The sequence below is a fragment of the Shewanella sp. MBTL60-112-B2 genome, from assembly GCF_019655055.1.
Lineage (GTDB): Bacteria > Pseudomonadota > Gammaproteobacteria > Enterobacterales > Shewanellaceae > Shewanella.
The window spans coordinates 95,352-107,288 of the sequence record NZ_BPFA01000008.1 but is presented as its reverse complement, the minus strand read 5'-3'; the positions used below and the strand labels follow the sequence as shown (position 1 = coordinate 107,288).

Annotated in this window: 10 protein-coding genes; all 10 read left to right on the top strand. The window is 43.5% G+C overall.

Features of this window, described 5'->3' with window-relative positions; translation table 11 throughout:
- Positions 1 to 10: 10 nt before the first annotated feature.
- The 10 genes from K5Q73_RS07130 to K5Q73_RS07085 all read left to right on the top strand — a co-directional run bounded on the left by K5Q73_RS07130 (position 11) and on the right by K5Q73_RS07085 (position 11,933).
- Positions 11 to 1,249, top strand: a complete 1,239-nt coding sequence (locus K5Q73_RS07130; protein ID WP_220759353.1) for a glycosyl transferase — start codon at positions 11 to 13, stop codon at positions 1,247 to 1,249.
- Positions 1,237 to 1,827 carry an ANTAR domain-containing response regulator gene (locus K5Q73_RS07125; RefSeq protein ID WP_220759352.1) on the top strand — a complete coding sequence of 197 codons (591 nt, stop codon included), beginning with the start codon at positions 1,237 to 1,239 and terminating at the stop codon, positions 1,825 to 1,827. The genes K5Q73_RS07130 and K5Q73_RS07125 overlap by 13 nt, the downstream gene beginning before the upstream one ends.
- Before the next feature lie 462 nt (positions 1,828 to 2,289).
- Entirely contained in the window at positions 2,290 to 4,947 is a 2,658-nt protein-coding gene (gene nirB, locus K5Q73_RS07120; RefSeq protein WP_220759351.1) for a nitrite reductase large subunit NirB, read from the top strand.
- The gene (gene nirD, locus K5Q73_RS07115; protein ID WP_220759350.1) at positions 4,944 to 5,327 is read left to right on the top strand and encodes a nitrite reductase small subunit NirD; all 384 of its coding nucleotides are present in this window, start codon (positions 4,944 to 4,946) and stop codon (positions 5,325 to 5,327) included. Before nirB ends, nirD begins: the two co-directional genes overlap by 4 nt.
- A 1-nt stretch (position 5,328) precedes the next feature.
- A complete protein-coding gene (locus tag K5Q73_RS07110; protein WP_220759349.1) occupies positions 5,329 to 6,795 on the top strand; it encodes a NarK family nitrate/nitrite MFS transporter in 1,467 nt (488 codons plus the stop codon).
- A 4-nt stretch (positions 6,796 to 6,799) separates the two neighbouring features.
- The gene (locus tag K5Q73_RS07105; protein ID WP_220759348.1) at positions 6,800 to 8,590 is read left to right on the top strand and encodes a bifunctional protein-serine/threonine kinase/phosphatase; all 1,791 of its coding nucleotides are present in this window, start codon (positions 6,800 to 6,802) and stop codon (positions 8,588 to 8,590) included.
- 148 nt (positions 8,591 to 8,738) lie between these two features.
- Complete coding sequence (locus K5Q73_RS07100; RefSeq protein ID WP_220759347.1) at positions 8,739 to 9,881, top strand: lipopolysaccharide assembly protein LapB; 1,143 nt, start codon at positions 8,739 to 8,741, stop codon at positions 9,879 to 9,881.
- A 293-nt stretch (positions 9,882 to 10,174) separates the two neighbouring features.
- A complete protein-coding gene (locus tag K5Q73_RS07095) occupies positions 10,175 to 10,726 on the top strand; it encodes a curlin (protein WP_220759346.1) in 552 nt (183 codons plus the stop codon).
- A gap of 113 nt (positions 10,727 to 10,839) precedes the next feature.
- Entirely contained in the window at positions 10,840 to 11,475 is a 636-nt protein-coding gene (locus tag K5Q73_RS07090; RefSeq protein ID WP_220759345.1) for a LuxR C-terminal-related transcriptional regulator, read from the top strand.
- Complete coding sequence (locus tag K5Q73_RS07085; protein ID WP_220759344.1) at positions 11,472 to 11,933, top strand: curli production assembly/transport protein CsgE; 462 nt, start codon at positions 11,472 to 11,474, stop codon at positions 11,931 to 11,933. The genes K5Q73_RS07090 and K5Q73_RS07085 overlap by 4 nt, the downstream gene beginning before the upstream one ends.
- The last annotated feature ends 4 nt before the right edge of the window (positions 11,934 to 11,937 follow it).

Here is an 11,937-nt window from a genome sequence, read left to right as displayed (position 1 = left end):
AGAGTCGAATATGCCAAATATACAAGCTATAAGCGCAACATACTCTGAAGTCGACCGGCTCTCAGTAGGCAGCCTTGATAGTGTTATCTACCAAGGTCTGATTAAAACCTTAGCGAGAGGTAAAAAAGGCGCTGGTAGATTAACCCTAGAGCAAAGCTATCAGCTTGTGAGGGGGTACGAGCTGGGCTACGGCACCATTGCGCAATTAAGCGCTGCATTAATGCTGATGCGAGTGAGGGGAGAAAGCGCAGACGAGGTTGCTGGTGTGGTGTTAGCCATAGCCGACTCTATTGATACTGATTGGGGGACGATTGGTGTCACCCTTGACTGGCCCTGTTATGCAGGTAAACGCAATCAGTTACCTTACTTATTATTATGCGCCAAAGTGTTAGCAAAACAGGGGCACAGAATACTTCTCCATGGTGATAGTCGCCTCTCGACTCAACGCTATCACATTGGCTCTATGCTCGGTGAAATAGGAATTACGCAAGTAAGCACGCCCCTTGATGCAAAAGCCGCCCTCGATATGCAGGGGTTGTGTTACGTAAATGCCGATAGTTTGTCCCCATTAGCAGATGTGTTTGCTGGTATTCATCAGCAAATGGGTGTGCGTAGCCTTTATCAAACCGCTATTCGCTGTGTTAATCCTGCGAGGGCCAATCTTTGTATTCGCAGTTACTTTCATTCAGGATTAGATGAACTGCATAGGCAAGTTGCTGAACGGCTAAACCATTACTTACTTCCAAGCACGACATTGATTTTTAAAGGCTATCAAGGTGAGAGCGAAATCAATCCTCGCTGCGAAACATTGCTTACTATCACTGAACCGGCTATTAATCGTCAAATAGCTAATCGGCAAACAACTCATCGACAAATAACTCTTCCCACCGCTTTATCTATGCTGGTGGGTAAACTTCCGAGCCAAGCGCAATTATGTCCTTCCTGGTTAAAGGTCATCGAGCAAAATATTGAACCACATAGAGATTGTAATGAAACGAAACGCGCTCAGTATGCGATTGTAACCACATTGACGGCTATTTTGTTGTTGCAGTCATCGAGGCTTTCAGTCAGCGAGGCTGTTGATAAAGCTGGTAGGTTATGGCGTAGCTATCAGTACTCTCAATTAAACAATCAACCTCAGTTAAGCAGTCAAGCTGGCGCTGGATTAATGCCTGATGTAAATGTTAGAGAGAAGATTAATGCTAAGCAGCAATCAAGCGCTTATGTGGAGGGTAAATGCGGATCTTAATGGTGGCACATCAAGCTGAGCGCGAGCAGCGGAATAACGGTGAGATGAAGTTGGAAGCAGAAAATTCGAAGGCGTTAGAGAGGGCGGTTAACACTGCTGATCATCAATACTTGCAGCTAGCTGATTTATCAAGACTCGAAACCATTCCACTGGATCCTGAGGCTGATCTGTTGCTGCTAAGTGTTGCAAAATTTAGCGAGGTTCACTTACGATTTATCATGCGGCTTATGGGATTCTCACCGATCCCTGTCATTGTTACAGCTGAACAAATCAATCAGCAGACATTAATGACACTTATCGGCTGTGGACGTATAACCTATGCACCCCAGTGTATCTCGCCCGCAAGAGTTAATTCGGTCATTGAACTAGCCTTGACTCGGTTTCAGTGTGCGAATCAAGCCTTGCTGACACTGAAACATTTACGAGAGGAGTTAGCTGAGCAAAAGTTTGTCTATTTGGCGAAAAGTAAGCTGCAGCAGGCTGGCCTCACTGAAGCGCAAGCGCATTTAAAACTACAAAAACTCGCTATGCAGAATGGGCAAAGCCTTGCCAATGCAGCAAAAGTGCTATGTGGTTAATGCTTTGACGTTCTCTTATCGTTTGCACTTATATGGTACCCAGTCTGGCCATTTAAGTGCAGCAAGAGTTTGTTATCTTGTCATTCAAATCTAATTAATTGCCCTTCATATATATAATCTTTTTAATACAATCACTTATCGTGATTTATTTTGTGGGAAAAAGCTGGCATAGGCTTTGCGACTATATCCGTGAGATAAAAAAGGTAAGTGACAGTAGAGTTTTAAGATTAGAAGTTTAGATATAAGTTGCAGCGGTAAAAATTTTTGAAGCAAGCGCGGCTGGCGGGTAGGCCATTTAACTAACGCGTAGGGCTGTAATCCAAAAATAAGCAGCAACAATCTCAAGCGTAAATGAAAAATTTGATGTGTTTAGTAGGCAAAGGCGCCGTCTTCTTAAGGGAAGAGGGCGCCTTTTTGTTTGCTAAAAATTAAGTCAAACAAGGGACTGGATGAGGACTATGCATGAATGAACTAACGCAACAAACCAAGCAAAAAACAATACCAAAACAAAAACTGGTGATTGTAGGTAATGGCATGGTTGGTCACTACTTTATAGAGCAATTATGTGAGCATAAATTGACTGAGCATTTCGATATTCAGGTATTAGGTGAAGAGCGCATTGCTGCGTACGACCGTGTTCAACTCTCTAAGTATTTTGAAACGGGCAATGCTAAAAGCTTGATGTTAGCAAGCCAACAGGCTTATGCCGAGCAAGGAGTCAGTTTACTCCTGGATCATAAGGTGACCCAGATAGATACCGCCAATAATCTGTTGCAAACAGAGCAGGGCTGTTTTGCCTACGACAAATTGGTTTTGGCAACGGGTTCTTATCCCTTTGTTCCACCTATTCCAGGAAAGGATAGGCAAGACTGCTTGGTGTATCGCACCATAGATGATCTTGACGCGATTGCGCAAGCGGCAGCCGGAGCTAAATCCGGAGTCGTAATTGGAGGTGGACTACTTGGGCTTGAAGCGGCCAATGCCCTTAAATCATTAAACCTAGACACCCATGTAGTTGAATTTGCACCACAACTGATGTCTGTGCAATTGAATGATAAAGCGGGCTTGCTATTAAAGCACAAAATCGAAGCTTTAGGCCTAACTGTGCATGTTAGCAAGGCAACCACAGAGATCGTCGATGGAGAGACAGCTAAACACCGAATGAACTTCAGTGATGGCAGCTACCTAGAAGCTGATATGTTGGTCTTTTCTGCCGGGATCCGTCCACAAGATGAGTTGGCAAGAAGTGCCAATATAAATATTGGCGAGCGTGGCGGCATAGTGATTGATAACTCCTGTCAAACCTCGGTAAATGGCATTTATGCCATTGGTGAATGTGCATTGTGGCAGCAGAAAATTTTTGGGCTGGTGGCCCCCGGTTACCAGATGGCAAAGGTCGTCACATCCGTGCTGTTAGAGGACATTCAAGTGACTCAGGCTCAATTAGCACAGAGTCCTAAGCAGTTTACTGGTGCAGATATGAGCACCAAACTCAAACTATTAGGTGTTGATGTTGCAGCGATTGGTGAAAGCCGAGGTTTTGAAGGTGCCCAATATGTCGAATTAAACGATGAACAGTCAGGCGTTTATAAAAAGCTGTGGTTAGATGAGACAGGCCAGTACTTAAAAGGTGCTGTCTTGGTTGGTAATGTTGAAGAATACAGTGCCCTGCTCAATATTTATTTATCCGCAGAGCCTTTACTCGAACCCGCTGTAACGCTTCTCGTGGCTGACAATGAAGTGCCGCAGGTACTCAACGATAAAGCGATTGTTTGCTCGTGTCACCAAGTTACTAAGGCTGAGATTGTTGCGCAAGTTGTCGATGGTAAACATGCTATAGCCGACATTAAGGTTTGCACTAAAGCCGCATCCGGCTGTGGCGGTTGCGCCAGTTTGGTACAGCGAGTAATTGATGAAACCCTGTTAGAGCAGGGGCTGGAGGTTGAAAAGGGGATTTGCTGTCATTTTGAATATGACAGGCAATCTTTGTTTCATTTGTGTCAGGTGGAGAGCATAAAAGATTTCAATGAACTCTACCAAAGGCACGCAAGATCCGACGCTTCTTCTCTCGCGATAGGCTGCGAGATCTGCAAACCTCTGGCGGCGTCCATTTTTGCCACATTAGAAAACGAATATGTGCTTTCTGAGCAGCATGTCGCGTTACAAGATACCAATGATGCCTACTTAGGCAACCTGCAAAAAGATGGCAGTTATTCTGTTGTGCCGCGCATAGCGGGTGGAGAGATCACCCCAGATAAACTGATCGCAATAGGCCATATTGCCAAGCGCTATGATCTTTATACCAAAATAACCGGAGGACAACGTATTGATATGTTCGGTGCTCAGTTGTCGAGTCTGCCACAAATCTGGACCGAATTAATTGATGCTGGATTTGAAACGGGTCATGCCTACGGAAAATCTCTTCGCACAGTTAAGTCCTGTGTTGGTGATACATGGTGCCGTTATGGTGTGCAAGATTCGGTAAGTTTAGCTATTGCGCTTGAAAACCGATACAAGGGGCTACGTGCCCCCCATAAAATCAAGATGGCAGTATCGGGTTGCACCCGAGAATGCGCTGAAGCACAGAGTAAAGATATCGGTGTTATAGCCTCGGATAAAGGCTGGAACCTTTATGTTTGTGGTAATGGTGGCATGCGACCCCGCCATGGCGAGCTGTTTGCAACTGATCTGAGTACAGAGCAGTTAGTCAGTTATATCGATCGAATTTTGATGTTTTACAGCAAAACCGCAGCACGCTTACAGCGCACTTCAGTGTGGATTGAGTTATTAGCTGGTGGACTGGAATATCTACAAGCGGTGGTGATTTACGATAGTTTAAATATAGTTGATGAGCTTGAAGGACAGATGCAAAAAATCGTTAGCCACTACCAGTGTGAGTGGAAAACTAGTTTGAGCGACGAGCAATTTTTAAGTCGCTTTCATGAGTATGTTAACCCCGAGGCGGCGCCTCAACACAAGGACCTGCGCTATCAATATCTGCGTGAGCAAAAATTTCCAATCCAATCCCAAATAGACCCATACCAAGCGGTTAACCAACCTCGATTAGGGGCGGGAGATATTGCAGTAAATATTATTGAAGAACAGGAGGTTAGCCTATGAGTTGGGTAGCATTATGTGATGAGGCTAGCTTGCCTCAACATCGGGGCATAGCTGCTTGGCTTGCCGGTCAGGCAATTGCCTTGTTTAATTTGGGCGAAAGGGGCATATTCGCCGTCGATAATATTGATCCTGCGACAGGCGTTTCTGTGCTTTCAAGAGGATTGGTGTGTGAACTAGATGATGAATTGTACGTGGCATCACCTATCCATAAACACCATTATCATCTAGGCACTGGTCAGTGTTTAGAAATCGATGAGTTATCGGTCAACTGTTATGAAATTAAACGAGAGCAAGGTAAGATTTTAGCCAAAATACAATATCAATCAGACCTTAAGCCAAGCAGTGGTCTTGTCGACACCTCAGTCAAAGGAGCAAAGTAACATGAGTTCTCAAGCATTCAATCTTTTCTCTTTTAACGGAAAAATGAAAGTCATGCACTTAAGTTGGATGGCATTTTTTATCACCTTTGTGGTCTGGTTTAACGCTGCCCCGCTGATGAGCGTGATTGCCGACAGCTTAGGCTTAACCCACTCACAAATTAAAACCTTGTTGATTCTCAACGTGGCGTTGACGATTCCTGCAAGGGTGATGATAGGAATGCTAACAGACCGTTATGGTCCTAGAAAAGTCTATTCTCTACTACTGGGCTTGTGCGCGATCCCCTGCTTTATGTTTGCCCTTGGAACAAGCTTTGAGCAGCTTGCCTTAGCACGGTTTTTAATTGGCTTTATTGGTGCAGGCTTTGTGGTTGGGATCCGTATGATCAGTGAATGGTTTCCAGCAAAAGAGCTTGGTGTTGCAGAGGGCATTTACGGTGGCTGGGGCAATTTTGGATCCGCGGCGGCAGCGTTTACGTTACCCGCAGTTGCATTGGCATTTGGCGGTGAGGATGGCTGGCGCTATGCCGTCGGGTTGACGGGGGCGATTAGCCTTGTGTTTGCATTTATCTATTATGCAAATGTTACCGATACTCCAAAAGGCTCAACCTATTTTAAGCCTAAAAAAGCTGGCGCACTGGAAGTCACCAGTAAAAAAGACTTTGTCTTGTTGGTAGTAATGAAACTGCCAATGTATGCCACCTTAGCGCTGCTGGCATGGAAGCTCTCTCCGTCCGGTGTGGCCATGTTATCTGGCAATGCTGTTAATGGTATTTACCTTCTATTAATCATTACTTTAGCTGTGGATCTGCTGCAGACCTTTAATGTCAATAAACCGGTTTTTAAGGGCGAGGTCCCTGAATTTGAGCGTTACGAGTTTAAGCAGGTCGCGGTGTTGAATGTACTTTATTTTACAACATTCGGTTCTGAACTCGCAGTGGTGTCTATGCTTCCGCTATATTTTGCTGAAACATTCGAATTAGGAATGGCGCAGGCAGGAATGGTGGCGTCGTCATACGCCTTTATGAACTTAATGTCCCGACCTGGAGGTGGCTGGTTAAGTGATCGCTTTGGCCGCAAATCAACGCTATTAATCTTGACTGCTGGGTTGGCATTAGGTTACTTAGGGGTGGCGCAAATTGATAGCAGTTGGGCATTACCAACGGCGATAGTCATGGTGATGTTGTGTTCGTTCTTTGTCCAGAGTGGAGAAGGTGCAGTTTTTGCGGCGGTGCCGTTAATTAAGCGGCGCCTAACGGGGCAGATAGCGGGAATGACCGGTGCTTATGGTAATGTCGGAGCGGTTTTTTTCTTAACTGTGTACTCGATGGTGCCGACTCAAACATTCTTTTATGTTATTGCAGCTAGCGCACTATTTGGTTTTTTGACACTGTTTTTCTTGACTGAGCCTAAGGGACACATTGCCGAGGTCAATGAGGACGGAGAAGTCACATTAATCAGTGTGAGCTAAGCTTATGACGGCAATGAACCCCTTCGATGAACAGCAAATTGCTAGTGTCGGCACTTCTGCGTTGACACTATGTGTCGGTCAACATACTGATAAAGGACGAAAGCCTCAGAACGAAGATGCTATTGGGATCCGTATTCCTACTGGGCATCTGTTGAGTACTAAAGGCGCAGTGGTAGCCATCAGTGATGGCGTCAGCCTCGCGGAGCAGGGCGCAGCGGCATCAGCCATCAGTATCAGTAATTTTTTAGCTGATTATTATTCGACGCCAGACCTGTGGTCGGTTAAACAATCCAGTCAAAAAGTATTGACTGCGCTCAATCGTTGGCTCTATGGCTTAGGTCAAGATTATCGTGATGCACGGCGTGGCTTTGTATGTACTTTTAGTGCGCTTATTTTTAAATCATGTCATTTACATCAATTGCATCTTGGTGATGGGCGGATCTATCGCTATCGGGATCATCGGTTGCAGAAGCTAACTACCGATCACATCAGTGTGGTGGCTAATCGGCGTAAATATCTAGCTCGAGCCCTAGGCTTAGGCGTTAACATTGATGTGGATTATGCAGTTTCCGAAACGAAAAGCGGTGACATCTATTTGTTGACCACAGATGGTGTACACGACGTGCTATCAGATGACATGTTGGTTGAAAGAATTAAGCGCTTGGCTGACCAAACAGAAATTACGGATAAACTGTGCCAACTATTGAGTGAAGAGCTTGTCAATTATGCCATAGCGAAAGGGTCGACAGATAATGTGAGCTGCCAATGTATCGCCGTTACAGCACTGCCTGATCCTTCTATTGACGATATCTATCAAAGTTTAACTCAGCTTCCATTTTTACCGCCATTAGCTGCGGGTATGAAGCTTGATGGCTATACCGTACTCGACACACTATATCAGAGCCAGCGTAGCCAAGTGTATTTAGTGAAAGATAGTAATGCGCAACGCTATTGCTTGAAAACCCCATCGTTAAACTATCAAGATGATTTGGCCTATATTGAGCGCTTCTTGCTTGAAAGCTGGGTAGGGACTCGGATCAACAGTCCTAATGTGGTGGCTGTGTGTGACCGCAAAATGGCCAAATCTGCTCTATATTATTTGACTGAGTATATCGATGGGGTGACATTAACAGAGTGGATGAGGTTAAACCCAAAGCCTGAGATGCAGCAAGTATTACGGATTTTGAGTCAAATAGTGGTTGGCCTTAGGGCATTTCACCGTAAAGAAACCCTACATCAAGACGTAAAACCAGATAACATCCTTATCGATAACAATGGCCAGGTTAAGCTTATTGATTTTGGTGCCTGTTTTATTAAAGGTATTGCAGAGATCACCACGCCATTTACACGAGATATTCCGTTAGGCACGGCCGACTACTCCGCTCCTGAAACCATACTGCGCTACCCCGTTAACACTAAAGCTGATTTGTATTCGTTGGCTACGATAGCCTATGAGATGCTAACTGGAGAGCTGCCTTTTAACGGTAAGCAAGCTCAGTGTAAGAATGAACATGACTTTAGGCGGCTGAATTATACCCCTAGTTTTATCCCCAATCCGTTAACCCCAATTTGGATGGATAATGCCATTAAAAAGGCGCTTAATTTTGATGCTAGCATGCGCCAAGCCGATATTAGTGAGTGGATGTATGAGATGAATTCACCCGTTGAACATTGGTATCGCCCCTCAGAGACTACGACACTCATAGCGAGAAATCCGTTACTTTTCTGGCAAGGATTAACAGCCATTCTTGGGTTAATTATCATTTTTATATTGTTGTTTTTACCAACAAATTGACTTAGATTAGTTATCAATAATGGAGTTATCAGTGGGCTAAAATGCTCAATAGTGGATCGTAAACAACCGAACTATGCACTAACTCGACCATATGTAAGTAGCTGTAAGATAGGCGGTTGTGGTAAAGCATTTTTAGAAAGGAATCGATATGCGCTTAATCATAGTCTGCTTGATCATATTTTTGCTGCAAGGTTGTCAAAGTCGAGCGGTGAAACAAGCGCCAACTTTGCCACGAATTGAATATCAAGTTGACGCCGCAAAATACTCGATCCCAACAGTCGACGCTTTTTATCAATTAACTACTGAGCAAGTGAAGTCGATAACAGATTTTATTGAACAAGATAAGCTTGCCGAGCTTAGTCCACATGAACAGGTTTATGCATTATTAGAGTCAAAGCTTAATAACTTTGACTTTCGAGGTGAAAATTTATATGCCACTGAGTCGCTTGATAGTAATAGCGGCAATTGCATGGCATTAGCCATGTTAACGTACGCGATAGCTAAACAGTTAGATGTAGAGATTAGCTTTCAAGTTATGCACACCATTCCTATGTTGCTTGGAGTGTCTGGCAATATTTCAGTCACCTCCGATCATGTACGTAGTTTTCTTCATGAACAAGGTCAAGATAGCAACAGCTTTTTAGGGAAAACTAACCGGATCCGCGTAGATTATTTTCCAGATAAATTTGATCGTGGCGGAAAGATGATTGGTAGTGATGAGTTTTTTGCGATGTTTTATCGTAACCTAGCTGCTGATGCCATTATGGATAAACAGTTAGAATTGGCTTATTTGTTACTTAATGAAGCGCTTAAATATAATGACAAGTATGCACCAGCTATCAATATGCAAGCGGTGGTATTACGTCAGCTTGGTGAGTTTAATTCAGCTGAGCAAATGTATTTATATGGCCTTGAGGTGGCGGATGAGAAAATTGATCTTCTAAGTAATTATCACTTTTTGTTAGTGAGTCGTGGGCGTTACCAAGAAGCGGAGAAAATTAAAACTCAGTTACTGGCACTCGAACATCACAGCCCTTATAAATGGTACTTTCAAGCCCAAGATGCCATGCTTACAGAAGATTACTCTAGCGCCAAAATTTATCTAAATAAATTCCTGAAAAATACTCATTATTTTCATAAAGCTTATTTTGATCTTGCTCGGGTGGAATATCAACTCGGCGACACTTTAGCAGCAAAAAAAGCCCTTAACAAAGCATTAGCGCTGAGCGCTGAAGCAGAAGATAGTGACTTGTATCAAGCCAAGTTAACTTGGTTATCTGCATCAGACTGACCAAAGTATGCCTAGTTTGGCCTGATAGTATCAAAGCTAAAGCTGCGCTCTATAGTCAATCATTATGCTTTTATAAATATTTAACTTATTTATCAGTTGATTAAGTCTGTAAGTCTTGTTTGGTAAAGATGATAAATACCCGCCGCCTCTCTAGTAATAAAGTCTAGGTGGTTTGGCTGTTATAGCTATTTGGTTGGTAATCCTTTAATACTCAGGGTTGATGCCGCTCAATCAGTTTCGCTACATAATGACCGCGTTAATTTTACAAGCTCAGTAAGAGGCGGTTGTTAGTCATGGATAGATTAAAAGGTTTAGGCAGGGTTGCGAGTCTTCGGCTTAACACAGCATTGACCCGAACAGGTTTGTTTACCGCACTAGTTATTTCTCCCTCTATTGTATATGCACAAGATTTGAGTCAGTTTGATGAGCTTAATAGTTATGATAATCAGGCTGTTATATCTCAATCTGGCAATAGCTTAAACGCGACAATCAGTCAGCAAGGTCTCTCTAATCGAGCGGTCGTCAGTCAAATGGGCTTCTCAACGCAAATCGACATTAATCAGGTTGGTAGCAGTAATCGAGTCACCGCCTTACAAAGTGGTGCGGAAATAGAAGCGGCGATTCTTCAAAGTGGCTTTAATAATGTTGTAGTCTCTTCTCAGCAAGGTTCTTACTTAAATCTTGATATAGAACAGCAAGGAAACGACAACTTAGCTGCTGTCTTACAGATGGGTAATGAAAGTTCAGTAACCATATACCAAAACGGTGCAGGTCATGGTGTATCTGTCATTCAATATGGCCAAGGTCAGTCTGCTCAAGTGACTCAAGGGTATATTTCAAACTAGCTAGTTACTCTTGCGTTGTGTTTATGTGAATATTTTGATGTTTCTTTCTCGATTAAGTGTATTACAATGACCGCCACATGGATGGTGATATAGAATAAACACGGAGTGAGTTTATGTTTAAAGTGACACATTGGGTCGTCGTTACCCGTTCGCATCTGTTTGCGGATCTTCTCAACACAAGATGGCCACAAGAATTCCTGGTCAAACTTCATCGCATCTCTCCTGAACACTTTAATGGTGATCTATTAGAGAGTCGCATTACAATTATTTTAATTGATCTTGCTACTGTAGATGTACAAACCGCCTATCAGATCCAAAAACGTATAGAAAAAGGTAGCAATATTGCACGGGTGGTATTTATACACTTCCCTCAGCAAGTTGACGCCAAGTTTTTATTACAATCATCGATTACTGCAGGAGTGTTTTACTCTGACGCTTCATTAGAAGTTATTGGAGAAGGCATGGCTGAGATAGTAAAAGGTAAAGTGGTTATTCCTCAGGCGATTATCGAAGCTAGCGCCAGCAAAGATCCAGCCTTAGATAATGTTGAAACCCTCACTATACGTGAGCGGGAAGTGTTACAGGTTTTGCGTAATGGTAGTACCAATATCGATATCGCTAATAGGCTATTTGTTAGTGAAAGTACCATTAAGACGCATCTTTATCGGGCATTCAGAAAAATTGGTGTCTCTAGCCGAGGGCAAGCCATTGCTTGGGCACAGACAAATCTACATGAAGTCACCCAGTGAAGCGGTTTTATCTGTGCTTGCTACTGTTTGCACAACCTGTTGCGGCAGAGGAGATTGTATTAGATAAGCAGTCTCCTGCGGCAGCTAAAAATACCAGTGATAAACCACCTAAAGTCGAAACAGATCTGATCGATGGGTTGATCCTTAATAGAGCTATGACCCGTTTTGGACACAGATTTTACCGTGAGTTTGTGGCTGCTTATCGGGACATTGGTGGCATCGTAGAGCATTCAGGGCTGACGATAGTTGAGCAAGCCACAGCAAGAAGTGGCAGTAAAATTAGTATATTACATAATAGAAAGCCTATTTATATTACTGTTGTGTCACCTGCAAGTCGTAATATTGACGACCAAGCTTTAGCTGCAGCTGGCCGCGTTAACCAAAAATTGAAACAAAATCAGAGGCAAGCAAGCTGGAGCCAATTCCTCGATCCGGATTTGGCTCCTGACGAGTTTTAACAAG

Excerpts from the sequence above, each read along its gene's own strand:
- nirB (WP_220759351.1), top strand. The coding sequence starts at position 2,290 with ATGAATGAACTAACGCAACAAACCAAGCAAAAAACAATACCAAAACAA.
- K5Q73_RS07100 (WP_220759347.1), top strand. The coding sequence starts at position 8,739 with ATGCGCTTAATCATAGTCTGCTTGATCATATTTTTGCTGCAAGGTTGT.
- K5Q73_RS07125 (WP_220759352.1), top strand. The coding sequence starts at position 1,237 with ATGCGGATCTTAATGGTGGCACATCAAGCTGAGCGCGAGCAGCGGAAT.
- K5Q73_RS07105 (WP_220759348.1), top strand. The coding sequence starts at position 6,800 with ATGACGGCAATGAACCCCTTCGATGAACAGCAAATTGCTAGTGTCGGC.
- nirD (WP_220759350.1), top strand. The coding sequence starts at position 4,944 with ATGAGTTGGGTAGCATTATGTGATGAGGCTAGCTTGCCTCAACATCGG.
- K5Q73_RS07090 (WP_220759345.1), top strand. The coding sequence starts at position 10,840 with ATGTTTAAAGTGACACATTGGGTCGTCGTTACCCGTTCGCATCTGTTT.
- K5Q73_RS07095 (WP_220759346.1), top strand. The coding sequence starts at position 10,175 with ATGGATAGATTAAAAGGTTTAGGCAGGGTTGCGAGTCTTCGGCTTAAC.
- K5Q73_RS07130 (WP_220759353.1), top strand. The coding sequence starts at position 11 with ATGCCAAATATACAAGCTATAAGCGCAACATACTCTGAAGTCGACCGG.
- K5Q73_RS07110 (WP_220759349.1), top strand. The coding sequence starts at position 5,329 with ATGAGTTCTCAAGCATTCAATCTTTTCTCTTTTAACGGAAAAATGAAA.